The 15374-nt window shown below is 43.9% G+C and carries 13 protein-coding genes; 3 read left to right on the top strand and 10 right to left on the bottom strand.

Annotated features, from left to right (window positions below; genetic code table 11):
- From G7Y45_RS04555 to G7Y45_RS04600, 10 genes are all read right to left on the bottom strand, one after another.
- A complete protein-coding gene (locus G7Y45_RS04555) occupies positions 1-1296 on the bottom strand; it encodes an FtsW/RodA/SpoVE family cell cycle protein (RefSeq protein ID WP_005779278.1) in 1296 nt (431 codons plus the stop codon).
- 58 nt (positions 1297-1354) lie between these two features.
- Positions 1355-2689: a UDP-N-acetylmuramoyl-L-alanine--D-glutamate ligase gene (gene murD / locus G7Y45_RS04560; protein WP_005812148.1), complete on the bottom strand. Its 1335-nt coding sequence runs from the start codon at positions 2687-2689 to the stop codon at positions 1355-1357.
- 140 nt (positions 2690-2829) lie between these two features.
- Positions 2830-4098, bottom strand: a complete 1269-nt coding sequence (mraY, locus tag G7Y45_RS04565) for a phospho-N-acetylmuramoyl-pentapeptide-transferase (protein ID WP_005779275.1) — start codon at positions 4096-4098, stop codon at positions 2830-2832.
- An 84-nt stretch (positions 4099-4182) separates the two neighbouring features.
- Positions 4183-5640: a UDP-N-acetylmuramoyl-L-alanyl-D-glutamate--2,6-diaminopimelate ligase gene (locus G7Y45_RS04570; RefSeq protein ID WP_022012504.1), complete on the bottom strand. Its 1458-nt coding sequence runs from the start codon at positions 5638-5640 to the stop codon at positions 4183-4185.
- 17 nt (positions 5641-5657) lie between these two features.
- A complete protein-coding gene (locus tag G7Y45_RS04575) occupies positions 5658-7757 on the bottom strand; it encodes a penicillin-binding protein (protein ID WP_032531123.1) in 2100 nt (699 codons plus the stop codon).
- A gap of 27 nt (positions 7758-7784) precedes the next feature.
- A complete protein-coding gene (locus G7Y45_RS04580) occupies positions 7785-8126 on the bottom strand; it encodes an FtsL-like putative cell division protein (protein ID WP_005779267.1) in 342 nt (113 codons plus the stop codon).
- 28 nt (positions 8127-8154) lie between these two features.
- Positions 8155-9069: a 16S rRNA (cytosine(1402)-N(4))-methyltransferase RsmH gene (gene rsmH, locus G7Y45_RS04585; protein ID WP_005812144.1), complete on the bottom strand. Its 915-nt coding sequence runs from the start codon at positions 9067-9069 to the stop codon at positions 8155-8157.
- 20 nt (positions 9070-9089) lie between these two features.
- A complete protein-coding gene (mraZ, locus tag G7Y45_RS04590) occupies positions 9090-9542 on the bottom strand; it encodes a division/cell wall cluster transcriptional repressor MraZ (RefSeq protein ID WP_005812142.1) in 453 nt (150 codons plus the stop codon).
- Positions 9543-9648: 106 nt separating this feature from the next.
- Positions 9649-10149 (bottom strand): HU family DNA-binding protein, encoded by a 501-nt coding sequence (locus tag G7Y45_RS04595; RefSeq protein WP_005812140.1) that lies wholly within the window; start codon positions 10147-10149, stop codon positions 9649-9651.
- Between the two features lie 361 nt (positions 10150-10510).
- Positions 10511-11017 carry an RNA polymerase sigma factor gene (locus G7Y45_RS04600; RefSeq protein ID WP_005779258.1) on the bottom strand — a complete coding sequence of 169 codons (507 nt, stop codon included), beginning with the start codon at positions 11015-11017 and terminating at the stop codon, positions 10511-10513.
- A gap of 602 nt (positions 11018-11619) precedes the next feature.
- Here G7Y45_RS04600 and G7Y45_RS04605 point away from each other — a divergent pair.
- The 3 genes from G7Y45_RS04605 (at position 11620) to G7Y45_RS04615 (ending at position 15347) form a co-directional block, all read left to right on the top strand.
- Positions 11620-13779, top strand: coding sequence for a TonB-dependent receptor (locus tag G7Y45_RS04605; RefSeq protein ID WP_165014943.1), 2160 nt, complete (start codon positions 11620-11622; stop codon positions 13777-13779).
- Positions 13776-14264, top strand: coding sequence for a DUF4625 domain-containing protein (locus tag G7Y45_RS04610; protein WP_005812125.1), 489 nt, complete (start codon positions 13776-13778; stop codon positions 14262-14264). The genes G7Y45_RS04605 and G7Y45_RS04610 overlap by 4 nt, the downstream gene beginning before the upstream one ends.
- Positions 14265-14528: 264 nt before the next feature.
- The gene (locus G7Y45_RS04615) at positions 14529-15347 is read left to right on the top strand and encodes a 1-acyl-sn-glycerol-3-phosphate acyltransferase (RefSeq protein ID WP_005812123.1); all 819 of its coding nucleotides are present in this window, start codon (positions 14529-14531) and stop codon (positions 15345-15347) included.
- Positions 15348-15374 lie beyond the last annotated feature (27 nt).

Raw genomic sequence — 15374 nt, forward strand, 5'->3', positions numbered from 1 at the left:
TCACTCTTCAAATTTAGCATCACTGTTTAAGACTTCCGCTGTAGGCTCAGCTGCTGTTTGGGCTTCGCTTGCAACGGTTTCACTCCCTTCTTCTCCGGTAAGGAGGGGAGCGGGATTATCTTTTTTCTCTTCCAGATAAGCGGTATAACGGCTGACACTCAATATCATTCCGATATAGGCGCAGTTGATCAGGGTACTTGTACCTCCTTTACTGATTAGTGGTAAGGGCTGTCCTGTGACAGGAAACAAACCGACAGCTACCATCATGTTCAATATGGCTTGTGATACCAGCATCAAGGCGATTCCCATGACAAGGAATGCCGGAAATGTACGTTCACATTTCTGGGCGATTCGGCCTGTTCGAACCAACAGCCAGATGTAGAGAATAACCACAAAGGCTCCTCCTACCAGCCCCAACTCTTCAATGATAATGGCAAAAATGAAATCGGAGAATGCCTGACTCAGGAAATCGCGTTGAATTGAGTTTCCCGGAGCTTTACCTATCACGTTACTGGTAGCAATGGCTATACGTGCATGGGCTATCTGGGCATCTTTGTCAATATCGAACTTTGCAGCCGGTACTTCCTCTTTCTCAGTGAAGTTGGTGATACGGCTTTTCCAGGTATCAAAGCGGTGGAGGAACGGAATGTCGGTGTCTTTAGGTATGGCCAGCAGGAAGATTACTCCCAGACACCCAGCCAGTGCCAGTCCGCCCAATAACATAGCTAACTTTTTGAAGGCGACACGCCCGATGAACATCATCAATACTACGACCCCGAACAGCAGCATAGCTGTCGAAAGATTTTCCGGAGCAATGAGCATGCACACCAGTCCGGTCAGTATCATTATATATTTAAAGGCTTTTGGATTGGCTCCTTCATCATCCTGTTTTTTGGAAAGAATAAAGGAAACCGCAATGATTACTGCCATCTTGGCCAGTTCCGAAGGTTGAAACTGTAATCCCATAAAACTCATCCAGCGGGCAGCCCCATTTACACGGTCGCCTGTGATGACTCCCATCAATGTGACGAAAGCTAACAGCACTACCGAAATGGGGTACAGGAAGACCGGGAACACCTGAAACCATTTATAAGGGATGTTGTGCATCAAAACCACCACGATTGCGCCGATCATCAGGATGATGGAATGCTGTGTGATGGGTCCCCAGTGATCACCACTTTTATAAGTCAGTGTACTGGCAGCACTAAACACCTCTATAATAGAGATGAGGCAGAGGCAAAGGAAAATGATCCAGATTACCTTATCACCTTTGAATATGTTCTTTAATAAATCCACGGCTTTTAGTTTTTAGCTCTTAGGAGTCCTGCCTTTTTAAAGCTCAGAGACTCTTATTTCATAATTCTCTTACATACTTCTTAAATTGGTCACCACGGTCCTCATAACTCTTAAAAAGGTCGAATGAAGCACAGCACGGGCTTAACAATACCGTTTCACCTTTTTTTGCCAGTTTGTAGGCTGCTTCTACAGCATCCTTCATACCGGTTTGTACTTCTGCTACGGGAAGTCCCAGGCGATCGAAGAACTCATGGAGTTTTTCGTTGTGCAATCCAAGGTAAACCAATGCCGAGCATTTTTCCCGAACCAGCTCCTCTATTTCCGTATAATCATTCCCTTTATCTTTACCCCCGAGGATCAACACTGTTTTGGTGGTCATACTTTGCAGAGCGTACCAGCAAGAGTTGACGTTGGTTGCTTTGGAGTCGTTGATAAAATCAATCCCCCGTACACGTGCTACTTTTTCCAAACGGTGCTCTACCCCTTGAAAATCGCTGAGCGCTCTTCGTATATTCTCTTTGGTAATGCCGGCCAGATTTGCAGAAATCCCGGCAGCTAAAGAGTTATAAAGGTTATGTTGTCCCGTCAAAGCCAATTGTTCCTGCTCCATGTTGAAGGCAATTGGTGCGGTAATCACTACTTCATGGTCTTCTACATAAGCGATAGACCCTTCTTCTTTAATTGCCGAGAATGGATACAGGTGGGCACAGATGCCGTGTTTATCCAGTTCACGTTTGATGATAGGGTCATCATTCCAGAAGATAAAAGCGTCTTCTGATGTCTGGTTCTGTGTAATACGGAATTTTGCGTTGATATAGTTCTGCATGCAGTGATCGTATCGGTCCAGATGGTCTGGTGTGATATTCATCAGCACGGCGATATCTGCACGGAACTTATACATATTATCCAGCTGGAATGAACTCAGTTCAATTACATAATAGTCATGCTCCTCTTCCGCTACTTGTAATGCCAGGCTCTTACCAATGTTGCCGGCAAGTCCCACATTTAATCCGGCACTTTTAAAGATGTGATAGATAAGTGAGGTCGTAGTTGTTTTTCCGTTCGAACCGGTGATACAGATCATCTTTGCATCAGTGTATCTGCCGGCAAATTCTATTTCAGAGATAATAGGCGTACCCTGCTCTTTCAATTTCAGAATTAGGGGGGCGTCATTAGGAATTCCGGGGCTCTTCACCACTTCATCTGCATTCAGAATCCGTTCTTCTGTGTGCCGGCCTTCCTCCCAGGCAATGCCATGGCTGTCAAGGAGAGTTTTATACTTATCCTTGATGGCAGACATATCCGATACAAAAGTATCGAATCCTTTTACTTTTGCCAGAACGGCTGCTCCCGCACCGCTTTCACCGGCTCCTAATACTACAATTCTTTTCATGATTTTTAGTTATGGTTTATCAACCGGAGTTTTGTGTACGGTCGGTAAATCCTTTGTCTCTATGCTACAAGTTTGAGGTTCATACTCAGTGATCGGCAGCAGGCACTTGTAGCTTGTAGCCTGTTACCTGTCACTTTGGGTTATCTTATCTTTAGTGTTATAATCGTAATGGCTGCCAACACGATGGTTACAATCCAGAAGCGGACTGTAATCTTGGATTCGTGAAACAGTTGATCCGGTTTTGTAAATTTCACACTGCATCCCGGTTCCACCAGGCTCATCGAAGTACGGAAATGGTCATGTATCGGTGCCCGTTTGAAAAGACGTTGTTTTACCCCTTTTCTTTTGCCTGCTTTATAATAGAAGCGTTGCAGGAGTACTGACAGGTTCTCAACCAGGAATATACCACAGAGAATCGGAATCAGCAATTCTTTGTGGATAATAATAGCAAATACTGCGATGATTCCTCCAATGGTCAGGCTGCCTGTATCACCCATGAATACCTGTGCCGGATAAGCATTGTACCATAAGAAACCGATTAATGCGCCGATAAAGGCACATATAAAAATTACCAATTCTTCACTTCCCGGAATATACATGATATTCAGGTAACCGGCGAATTCAATATGGCTCGATACATAGGCCAGTATACCCAGTGTCAGTCCGATGATGGCTGAATTGCCTGCTGCCATACCATCCATACCATCATTCAGATTGGCGCCGTTGGATACGGCTGTTACAACGAAGATAGTGATAATGACAAACAAAATCCATCCGGCCGTTTGGGCATGTTCTCCCATGAAGCCCACAAGGTCTGCATAGTCCAGGTTGTTGCTTTTGAAAAATGGAATCGTGGTCTGGGTTGATTTCAGGTCGTGGGTGCCATGTATCACTTCGATTTCGTTTTCTGATTTCTGAATCTCTATATTCTCGCGGATTACTACATTAGGGCTCAGATATAGAGTCAGTCCGACAATCAGCCCGAGTCCCACTTGTCCGATGATTTTGAATTTGCCATGGAGGCCTTCTTTATCTTTCTTGAATATCTTGATATAGTCGTCCGCAAACCCCAAAGATCCCAGCCATACAGTAGTTATCAACATCAATATCATATAGATGTTATGCAGTTTTCCCAGTAATAAACAGGGAATCAGAATTGCTACAATAATGATCACACCTCCCATACTGGGTACGCCTACTTTATTAACCCCAAACGGATCGATCTTAGCGTCACGCTGCGTTTCGGTGATTTGTTTCCGTTTCAGCAGATTGATGAATTTGTCTCCCCAGATACTGGAAATGAGTAGCGCCAGGATGACAGCCATCAATGCCCGGAACGAGGTGTACCCAAACATTCCGGCACCCGGAAAGTTGAGTTTATGTAGCCATTCAAACAAGTAGTATAACATAACTTTATTTACAATGAGACGATTTATGGTTTACGATTGAAGGAATCAGGCATTTGGCATCGGAATTACTTCAATCATTGTCCGTTAAATAGTCAATGAAAAAATCTCTTTTAAAACCTCTTTATCATCAAAGTGATGTTTCACTCCTTTGATTTCCTGATAATTCTCGTGTCCTTTTCCGGCAACCAGAATCACATCTCCTTTTTCAGCAAGCATGCAAGCCGTGCGTATAGCTTCCTTACGGTCTGCAATGCTCAGTGTTTTTTTCTTGTCTTCGTTGTCCAGTCCGGCCAACATGTCGTTGATGATGTCCTGTGGCTCTTCGAAGCGTGGATTGTCTGAGGTGATGATAACCCGGTCGCTTCCCTTGGCTGCTTCTTTTGCCATGATGGGACGTTTGCCTTTATCCCGGTTGCCACCGGCACCGACTACAGTAATCACTTTGCCCTTTCCTTCAAGCACTCCATGTATGGCGTTCAAGACGTTGACCAAAGCATCCGGTGTGTGTGCATAGTCTACGATCGCTGTATATCCTTGCGGGGAGCGTATGGCATCGAAACGTCCGGCAACAGGATGCAACGTACTAAGTGCAACCAATACCTCCTCTTCCTTCTTACCCAGTAAAACGGCGGCGCCGAATACGGCCAATAAATTCGAAGCATTGAATCTTCCTATAAACTGTACTGCGAGCTCATGGTTGTTGAAGTCAAGAAGCATTCCCTCAAAATGTGACTCCAGTACTTTCCCTTTGAAGTCACTCAGGCTGCGGAGAGAATACGTGTATACTTTCGACTTCGTATTCTGCGTCATCACGAGTCCGTTTTTGTCGTCCAGATTGGTGAGGCTGAAAGAACTTTTAGGCAGTTCATCGAAGAATTTCTTTTTTGCTTTCAGATAATTCTCTACTGTTTTATGGTAGTCCAGATGATCGCGTGTCAGGTTCGTAAAGATGCCGCCGGCGAACTTCAGTCCGCTGATTCTTTTTTGCGCGATGGAGTGCGAACTTACTTCCATGAAAGCATATTTGCAGCCTTCGTCTGCCATACGTCCCAAAAGACGGTTCAGCGTAATCGGGTCAGGAGTGGTGTGTTCGGTAGGGATGGCTTCATCGTCTATATAATTGCATACCGTAGAGATAAGCCCCACTTTGTAACCGAAATACCGGAATGTATTATATAATAAGGTGGCAATCGTCGTCTTTCCATTTGTACCGGTGACACCCACCAGTTCCATTTTCGAAGTCGGGTCTCCATAGAAAGCCGTAGCTACTTTACCAACAGCATCTTCACTGTCGGTTACCTGAATGTAGGTAATTTCTTCGTTTAGTTCTGCTGGCAACTCTTCGCAGAGAATGGCTATGGCCCCTTTCTCAATTGCTGCCGGGATATAGGCATGTCCGTCGGTTTGTGTACCGCGCATGGCCATAAACAAATGGCCGGACCCTACCTGTCTGGAGTCGATGTCAACTCCGGTTATTTCGATATCCTGATTTCCGGTTATTTTTACCGGATGGATAGATGTTAGAATCTCTTTTAATTTCATACCTTAATCTATAATAATCAATTCAGATGGATACTGATGGTTTGTCCTTTCTTTATTGTAGTACCCTGGGGCAACGATTGGCTTCTCACTTTGCCAACTCCCGACAGAGCCACTTTCAATCCTTTGCTTTCCAGCAGGTAAACAGCATCTTTGGCTCCCATGCCGATAACGCTGGGTACAAAGTTCCGTAATTGTTCCTTTCCCTGCAGGATCACTGCTTTGGGAGCTGCCTGTGCATGTCCCCAAACTTCTTTATTCTTTTTAGTTTTAAACTCTGCCTGAGTCTGAATATTCAATCCTTCCAATACTTGTCTGGCCTCTGTCATTTCGCCTGCTTTAACATCGGGAATCACTACCGTATTGGTATCGATTGCGTTCCGAATGTCCAAACGTAGGTCTTTGGCATACACTCTTTCGGCAATTTTGCTGAAAACGCTACCGGCCATCAAGCCTCCGGAGGCAGGAGGATTTGGCTTTTGTATGGAAACGATACAGCTATACTTTGGAGCTTCTGAGGGAAAGTATCCGCAGAAACTGACCAGATAGTTCACTCCTCCCGATGTATATCCGGCAGCACCTTGTGAGATCTGCGCCGTACCCGTCTTACCCGAAACGGCAAATTGTTTGGAGCCTGCCGGGGCTGCCAGACCTTCATGCACAACCTTATAAAGAATCTCCTGTATTTGTTTCAGGGTCCGTTCCGAACAGATTCTCGGATTGATAATTTCTGTCGGATATTCTTTCACTATTTCACCATTTTTTATGGCTGCTTTCACAAATTTGGGACGCACCATAACACCGTTATTGGCAATGGCATTGTAGAAAGTAAGGATATTCATCGGTGGTACCTGGGTCTCATAGCCGATGCTCATCCACGGCAGAGTAGTTTTTGCAAAGTAACGCTCTTTCGGACCTTTGATATTAGGCTTACCTTCTCCGGCTATTTGCAATTGGAGAGGCTGATCGATACTCATTCGTTTCAGTCCGTCGACAAACTTTTGCGGGTTACTACCATAATATTTATCAATAATGCTGGATGTACCCACATTTGAAGATACTTCCAGTATTTGTGTAACTGTCAATGGACCATATCCGCCTTTGCGCCAATTCCAATCTTTCATGGGACGACCGTACATCATCTTGACACCATTGCCTGTGTCTATTACATCTTCTGGTGTGATTTTACCGTCTTCAAGTGCCACCATGATAGAAGCTGTCTTAAAGGTAGAACCCGGCTCGAGCATATCACTGATGGCATTGTTTCTCATTTCATAATAGTTGCCGTCTCCGGCTTTCATCATGTTTACGATGGCTTTAACCTCTCCGGTCGCTACTTCCATCAATACGGCTACTCCTACTTTGGCATTCAGCTCTTTCAGTTTATCGGTCAGGGCCTTTTCACAAATATCCTGCATGCCTACATCAATCGTAGAAAGAAGGTCACAACCATCTACCGGAGGAATATCTACAATATTCAGGTATTTATTCATCACTTTTTGCCGGTGGGTAATCCCGTCATGCCCCTTCAGTATGGAGTCAAAAGCTAACTCTATGCCATTCTTGGCACCTTGGGCGGTGTCAGCATATAAGTCCCCCAGTGTGCGGGCTGCAAGTGAACCAAAAGGTTTTTTTCTTTGGTTATAAGCTAACTCGTGGAAACCGCCTTTGTATTTATTCAGGTTGAATACCGGCAGGCGTTTGGCTTCTTTATATTGGATGTATGAAATACGTTTTGGATAAATCAGATAGTTGCGACTTCCCTGTTTCCGTCCTTTTTTAAGGTGCGCTTTAAATTCCGAAGCACTTTTATCAGGGAATATCTTATGGAGTCCTGCACATATTTCGTCCAGATGATTCATCAGCATGGTGTCCTTCTTTACTCCACCGGCTTTGAAATCCATATAAATGCGATATTCCGGCAGCGAACTGGCCATTAGTTTGCCGTCGGAAGAGATGATGTTTCCGCGGTTGGGCTTTACCGTTACATTCTCTTTGACGAAACGGTCGGCCACATCCTGCCAATATTGACGTTCGGCAAACATCGTGATGCCTGCTTTGACAACAATGGCTACTCCAATCAATCCCATCAGCAGGATGACGAAGAAGTAACGGGTCATTATATTTTTCTTGTTTACAGCCATCTTTTATTTCGTTCTGATTAAATAAGGTGGATTGGTCGATGTCTGCAAATCACTTTCTTTGGTGGATATATAGTCCTCTATTCGTGACTGGCGGCTTTTTTCCATCAGTTCCGAACTTCGGGTCAGTGCATCGTATTTGATGTCAATCAGCTCTTTTTTCAACTTGTCTATTTCGATTTGCTGTTGCTGGCTTGCGTAACGATTATGAATGTAGAAAATGACAAGCACCATAATCAGTACCAGCAATTTAGTCTGGCGGCGAAAAAAATCCGTTGCCAGAATATCACCTCCCAGAATACTTTTCAGGGAATTGCTTTTCTTCTTTTTTGCTTCTTTATCTTCCATTTCACTTCTCTTATTTCACTCTGTTCTCTTACTTCTTTTCGGCTATTCTCAGTTTGGCACTGCGTGAACGCGGATTGCGTGCTATCTCTTCTTCATCGGGCACAATTACTTTGTTGTTTACCAGGCGGAAGGGAGTTTGCAGGTTGCCGAAAAAGTCCTGCGTTGTTTTACCTTCTACATTACCGGTTTTCATGATGTTTTTCACCATGCGATCTTCCAAAGAGTGATAGGTGATTACCACCAGCCGTCCTCCTGGCTTCAATGCTTCTGTTGCTGCCATCAGCATTTCCTTCAGTGCTTCCATTTCCTGGTTTACTTCAATGCGGAGTGCCTGAAACACCTTTGCCAATTCTTTCTTTTCGCGTTCGCGTCCGAAAAGCGGTTTCACTACTTCAAGAAATTCACCGATCGTTTCTATTTTCTGTCCGCTGCGTGCTTTGACTATGACGGAAGCCAGTTTGCGGCTGTTTTTCAGTTCACCATATAGGTAAAAAATATCTGCCAGGCGTTCTTCTTCGTATGTATTTACCACATCGGCCGCTGTGATGCCTGCACGCTTATTCATGCGCATATCCAGTTTTCCGTCAAAGCGGAAAGAGAATCCCCGTTCACTGTCATCGAAGTGATGTGAAGATACTCCCAGATCAGCCAATATGGAATCTACTCCTTCAATATCGTGGTAGCGCAGAAAATTATGCAAATAACGGAAATTGCTCCGTACAAAAGTGAAGTGCGGGTCGTTTACAATGTTACGTTCGGCATCCTCGTCCTGATCGAAACCCAACAGGCGTCCGCCGTTTCCAAGACGCGAAAGTATTTCGCGGGAATGTCCTCCCCCGCCGAAAGTAACGTCTACATACGTCCCGTCCGGGGTAATGTTCATGGCATCTACGCTTTCCTTCAGCAGTACCGGTACATGATATGTTGTTTCTTCTTCTTTCATTTTACCTCTTTGTTCGTTGTTCACCGTTCTTCTTTCATAATTTCCTCCAGGGCTGCACCAAATGCATCGGGGGGCATAAAGGGCATTTCCGTACGTTCCTTAGCCCATATTTCTATCTTGCTGTCTACACCGATAAAGCGCACGTCGCTTTGTATACCGGCTATTTGCAGATAGCGTTTGGGTATTAATATCCGCCCGTTTCCGTCTATCGTGATAATTTCTACATCACTGACGAATTGGCGGAAGATAAGTTGGTGGTTAGCGTTCCATTTATTTAGTCGTTGCCGGAGTTCATTCAGCTCTTCATTCCAGACTTCTTCCGGATAGAGTACCAAGCAGTCTTGAAATACGTCTTTGCGCATGATGAGCTTGTCTTCAGAACCGGCTTGTAGCTGCCGTCTGAATTGGGCGGGGATAAAAACTCTTCCTTTCGCGTCCGCCTTAGCTTCAATATTGCCTAAAAAACGTATCATTTCACCTTATTATAATAAGCGACCGTAAAAGTAGGTATTTCCCCACAATTCCCCACAATTTTCCACCAAAAACTTTCGGAGAAGTTTTCAACCGATTGTTAATTGCTTATTCGTCTGATAATGAATTATGTTCGGAGATGCTTTGCTGGTGGGGGATAGAGTCGGTTGTATCCTTCCCGGAGCCGTTTTGTGGCTTTGTGGGCTTCCGTCCGTATTTTAGTTGCAGACTGACAAAATCGGTTTTCCTCACGTTGTTCAGGAAAGTCGGGGCGGCTTTGAAGCAAATGCGGGATACCCATACTTTGTTGGCGGTACATTCTTCCGGTTTATCCACCGCTTCACTGGTGATGCTGGGATAAAAATTGCCCAATCCATCGATAGAAACGGTGCGGCCTTCCTTCAAGTGGGCGGCAATAATGTCCGATAGTTGAGTAAGTGCAGAGAGTACGTCTCCGTTTTGAAGAGAACTTCTTTCTGCGAGCTGATTAGCAATCTGTACACTGTTTACAGGCTTTTTCTGTAAAGCTCGTGTTGTGGCATAATATCGTTCTTTGACGACACCTTTACTTTTGTCTACTTTCTTAGTGACTGCGTAGTTGATGGACATTAGTACTTCGTTTTTTTTATGTGTATACTTTCTCTGTCTTTCTCTTATTGTGTTAATCTATAACATCTATATCTAATAATTAAAAACATCCGGATGTTTATGAATAAAACATCCGGGTCTTTTATAGAATAACATCCGGATGTTCTATATTAATACATCCGGATGTTTTTAATCATAAATTTTAAGCAAAGATATGCTAAAGTGAGGATATCAGCAAGGAAATATGGGACGTTTCTTTGTTTTATGTTTCAAATGGTGCGAAAGAAAAGGAGCAGAAAAAGAGAATCTCTCTTCCTGCTCCTTGATACACAACTAAAAATCTGCACTAAAATGATTTATTGAAATCGACAATGTATGTGGCCTATTGTCTAAAGTCTTTCAGTTCTTCCTGTAGACGCTGGCGAGTGAAAAAGATGCGGCTTTTTACTGTTCCGAGCGGCAGGTCCAGTTTCTCGGCTATTTCTCGGTATTTGAATCCGGAAACATGCATGGAGAAAGGTACTTTATATTCTTTGGGTAATGAATTGACAATGCGGTGCATTTCTTTCAAGTCATAACGGCTTTCGGTGCTGTCGAATCCGGACTCTTGCGGAAGGCTCAGGTGATAGAGGTTATCGGTCTGATCTACAAAAGTCTGATCGCGTACCACTTTACGGTAGTTGTTAATGAAGATGTTGCGCATGATAGTGTACATCCATCCTTTAAAGTTAGTGTCGGGAGTATATTTATCTTCGTTATCTAACGCTTTAAGAGAGGTTTCCTGCAACAAATCGTTTGCTTCTTCACGGTCGGTTGTTAGTTTGTATGCAAAGCGAAGTAGTTCTTCCTGAACTCCAATTAAATCTTTTCTGAAGCTTAAACTTTTCATAACGTTGCTTTTTAAATTGTGAATATTCGTTGTTTTTCGATGATGCAAGTTTACGGCATTTTTTTAATTGTGATGGGGGAAATTTAGGCTTAAAACAGGGCGAAAACTGTCAAATGATAGTTTTTAGGTGTATTTTGATAGTTTTTGGGTGTTTTTGAGACAAGAGGTTTTCTATCTTTGCGTCGGTTTAAATATGAATGGGCATGAGGAGAAATACTATACATAGGATTTGGCTTGCATGGATGTTGCTGATGACATTCATGCCCTTGTCCGTCGTGAAGGTTTTTCATAATCATTGCGATGAAACATCGGCAACCTGCACAAATACGCAGCCCGGGAAAACACATCACGCATGTGACACCTGTCCCATTTGCCAATTCATGCTTTCTCCATTCATCGAGACGTCTCCTGCTCTTTTGACTTATATACCTTTCTATATAAGATGGGAGACCGGAACTTTTCAGGATAAGAAGCTTGCTACTGCTTTTTATCCGCATTATCTTCGCGGACCTCCTTCCAATTTTCGTCATATCGTATAATTTCTCGGGCAGATATCTGTTGTTTGCCCGTTTATCAGTTTTATCTAACTAAAACGATTAAGTATGCGTATCGGATTTATTTCGGGTATGCTGGGTGGATTGTGTTTAACTTCTACCTTGCATGCCCAGGAGCCCGATTCACTGAAAGCTGTGTCCTTATCCGAAGTAGTGGTGACGGAGAGTTACCGACATCTGAAGAATAAGAATTCGACATGGCATATGGAGGTGGTAGGGAAGGAGTTTTTGCGTGAACACTTCACTGGCAACTTGATACAGACTCTTGGAACGATTCCGGGAATACATTCGATGGATGTCGGTTCGGGCTTTTCTAAGCCGATGATCCGGGGAATGGGATTCAACCGGATTTCGGTTGTAGAGAATGGAATCAAGCAAGAGGGACAACAGTGGGGAGCCGATCATGGGCTGGAACTGGATGCATTCAATGCAGGACAGGTGACTATCCGTAAAGGACCTGCTTCACTGCTCTATGGCAGTGATGCTATGGGAGGTGCTATTGAATTGGCTCCATTACCATTACCCACCAGTAACCAGTTGTTTGGTGAAGCGGACTTGCTGGGAAAATCTGTAAACGGAACGTTGGGAGGCTCGCTGATGCTTGGAATAAAGAAAGACGCCTGGTATACCTGGGCGAGATATTCGGAGCAGCATTTTGGCGATTATCGTATTCCGGCAGATACCATTGTGTATCTTACCCAACGGATGCCTGTCTATCACCGGAAACTGAAAAATACGGCAGGTTTTGAGCGAGATGTCAGTTGGACAGCCGGTTTCAGGTATGGACGATACAAGTCTTCCTATTCAGTAAGTAATGTTTTTCAGAAAACCGGTTTCTTTCCCGGAGCACACGGTATTCCTGATATATCGCGTTTGCAGGATGATGGGAACAGCCGCAATATAGAACTACCTTACAGTCAGGTGAACCATCTGAAGGTATCTGCCCAGCAGAGCTTCTTGTGGGATCGATCGGCATTGATATGGGATATCGGCTATCAGAAGAATCATCGTGAGGAATGGAGCCGGTTTCATACCCATTATGATACTCAGCCTGTTCCGGAGAAGGATCCTGACAAAGAGTTGGCTTTTATATTGAATACTTATAGTTCGGCTGTTAAATTGAAGTTGTTTGGAGCTGCTTCGTGGCAACATATAGCAGGTTGGGATATACAGTATCAGAGGAATACCATTTCCGGATATTCATTTCTTTTGCCTGCTTACCGGAGATTCACCACAGGGGCTTTCTGGATGACAACTTACCGTCCGGGTCCTGCTTTGTCAGTCAGTGGGGGCTTTCGCTATGATTACGGAAAGATAGATGCATCTGCTTATACTGATCCTTATCTTGCGGTTTATCTGCGGGAGCAGGGATATGATGATGATTTTATCCGGAAATATGAGTGGCGTAGCTATGCTGTCCATCGCCATTTTGGTGACTATTCCGGTTCGCTGGGAGTGGTGTGGACCCCTTCCGGAGGACACATGCTTCAAGTGAATATCGGGCATAGTTTCCGCTTGCCGGGGGCCAATGAACTGGCATCGAACGGTGTTCATCACGGCACTTTCCGTCATGAACAGGGAGATGCGGCTCTTTCGTCCGAGCGTGGTTGGCAACTGGATGTCTCGTATACCTATGAGAATGGTCCGTTATCGGTCAATTTTTCGCCATTTATCAGTTGGTTCAGCAATTACATCTTTCTTCGGCCTACCGGAGAATGGTCGGTGTTGCCCCATGCCGGACAGATTTACCGTTATACCGGTGCGGAAGCGTTGTTTGCGGGTGGTGAGGCGACAGTGGGAATTGACTTTTTACGTCATTTCAACTATCGTGTCAGTGGAGAATATGTCTATACTTATAATTGTGACGAACATATTCCTCTGAGTTTTTCCCCTCCGGCTTCCCTTCGCAATACGCTGACGTGGAGGTATAAAAACTTCAGTATTTATGGTGAGGTACAGCACATTGCCGCACAACACCGGGTAGCACGGAATGAGGATCCTACTCCCGGAGCGCAGTTACTGAATGCCGGGATATCCGCCAATCTCCGTATGGGAGGTGTATTAGCCGAAATTACTTTATCGGGTCGGAATTTATCCGATACCAGATATCTTAATCACCTTAGTTTTTACCGGAAAGTTGAAATCCCGGAACCGGGACGTAACTTTCAGATTTTAATTAAAGTACCATTTAAAAGTTTATTAAAATGAAAACCAGAATTTATTTATCAATAATCGGCCTGATGGCTTTTTCTTTCTTGTTTGTGTCCTGTTCAAAAGATGACGAAGGCGATACGGTAAAGCCCGTTATTAATCTGTTGGAACCTGAAGAAGGTGCAGTGTTGAAGATCGGAGATGCTAACGGAGTGCATTTTGAGATGGATATAGCTGATAACGAAGCAATTGCTTCCTATAAGATTAATATTCATAATAATTTTGACGGCCATTCGCATACCAGAGCTTCAGAAGGAGGAACAACCAAACCTTTTGCTTTTGAGAGAACATATACGGATAAGGCAGGCCAAAAACAGGCGCGTGTACATAACCATGACATTAAGATACCGGCAGATGCCACTCCGGGAAATTATCATCTGATGGTATACTGTTTGGACCGGTCTGGTAATGAAACTTACGTAGCACGTAATATCGTATTAAGTACGACAGGCGGTGTAGAGAGTGAGCATCACCATGATTAAGTGGAATACCTGAACCTGAATATGGACAGGGCCATGCCGACGGATGGGAAGTTTAAACTCCCGTCTTCGGGCATGGCCTTCTTTTGTGTATTGTTCTTTATCGCTTGATTATTAGCACTCTTTCTTCTCTTTTTTCTTCTCCATTTTCTCATAAATCGCCTTCTTTTTCTTTTTTTGATAGGACAAAATCTGTATTTTCTACCGATTTATTGCGATTAATAAAAAAGAACAGTTAATTTTGCGCAATCATTTCATCTAAAAAGAATGGCTGACGACTCTTTATTTTTAATAGATATTGATAAGATACTTCAGACGAAAGCTCCGAAGCACTCCAAGTACATACCAAAGTTTGTCGTCTCCTATCTGAAGAGAATCGTTCATCAGGAGGAGCTAAACGTTTTTCTGCGCGACTCAAAAGATAAAGTGGGAGTGGATTTTCTGGAGGCTTGTCTTGAGTTTCTGGATGCAAAGCTGGATGTGAAAGGACTGGAAAATATTCCGAAAGATGGTTTATATACGTTTGTGTCCAATCATCCGTTGGGAGGACAGGACGGAGTTTCTCTCGGGTATATTTTGGGACGCCGTTTTGACGGGAAGGTGAAGTATCTGGTAAATGATTTGTTGATGAATCTTCGCGGATTGGCACCCTTGTGTATTCCTATTAATAAAACGGGCAAGCAGGCCAAAGATTTTCCGAAGATGGTAGAAGCCGGATTCAAGTCGGATGACCAACTCATTATGTTTCCTGCGGGACTCTGTTCCCGGCGTCGGAATGGAGTGATCCGGGACCCTGACTGGAAGAAAACATTTATTGTAAAAAGTGTCCAGTTCCAGCGTGATGTGGTTCCTGTCCATTTTGAGGGTCGTAATTCTGATTTCTTTTATAATTTGGCTAATGTCTGCAAGACACTGGGGATCAAATTCAATATTGCTATGCTTTATTTGGCAGACGAGATGCTGAAAAATCGTCATAAAACATTTACTGTCACTTTCGGTAAACCCATTCCATGGCAGACTTTCGATAAATCGAAAACTCCGGCAGAGTGGGCACAGTATGTGAAAGATATCGTGTATAAACTGTAACAGATTAAGGAACAACTACTAACAAAG

The organism is Bacteroides sp. ZJ-18, assembly GCF_011038705.2.
GTDB classification, from domain to species: domain Bacteria; phylum Bacteroidota; class Bacteroidia; order Bacteroidales; family Bacteroidaceae; genus Bacteroides; species Bacteroides hominis.

What these genes read in the sequence shown, in the direction of transcription:
- G7Y45_RS04615 (WP_005812123.1), top strand. Translation starts at nt 14,529, where the DNA reads ATGGCTGACGACTCTTTATTTTTAATAGATATTGATAAGATACTTCAG.
- rsmH (WP_005812144.1), bottom strand. Translation starts at nt 9,069, where the DNA reads ATGAAAGAAGAAGAAACAACATATCATGTACCGGTACTGCTGAAGGAA.
- G7Y45_RS04570 (WP_022012504.1), bottom strand. Translation starts at nt 5,640, where the DNA reads ATGAAATTAAAAGAGATTCTAACATCTATCCATCCGGTAAAAATAACC.
- G7Y45_RS04610 (WP_005812125.1), top strand. Translation starts at nt 13,776, where the DNA reads ATGAAAACCAGAATTTATTTATCAATAATCGGCCTGATGGCTTTTTCT.
- mraY (WP_005779275.1), bottom strand. Translation starts at nt 4,098, where the DNA reads ATGTTATACTACTTGTTTGAATGGCTACATAAACTCAACTTTCCGGGT.
- mraZ (WP_005812142.1), bottom strand. Translation starts at nt 9,542, where the DNA reads ATGATACGTTTTTTAGGCAATATTGAAGCTAAGGCGGACGCGAAAGGA.
- G7Y45_RS04580 (WP_005779267.1), bottom strand. Translation starts at nt 8,126, where the DNA reads ATGGAAGATAAAGAAGCAAAAAAGAAGAAAAGCAATTCCCTGAAAAGT.
- murD (WP_005812148.1), bottom strand. Translation starts at nt 2,689, where the DNA reads ATGAAAAGAATTGTAGTATTAGGAGCCGGTGAAAGCGGTGCGGGAGCA.
- G7Y45_RS04600 (WP_005779258.1), bottom strand. Translation starts at nt 11,017, where the DNA reads ATGAAAAGTTTAAGCTTCAGAAAAGATTTAATTGGAGTTCAGGAAGAA.
- G7Y45_RS04605 (WP_165014943.1), top strand. Translation starts at nt 11,620, where the DNA reads ATGCGTATCGGATTTATTTCGGGTATGCTGGGTGGATTGTGTTTAACT.
- G7Y45_RS04595 (WP_005812140.1), bottom strand. Translation starts at nt 10,149, where the DNA reads ATGTCCATCAACTACGCAGTCACTAAGAAAGTAGACAAAAGTAAAGGT.
- G7Y45_RS04575 (WP_032531123.1), bottom strand. Translation starts at nt 7,757, where the DNA reads ATGACCCGTTACTTCTTCGTCATCCTGCTGATGGGATTGATTGGAGTA.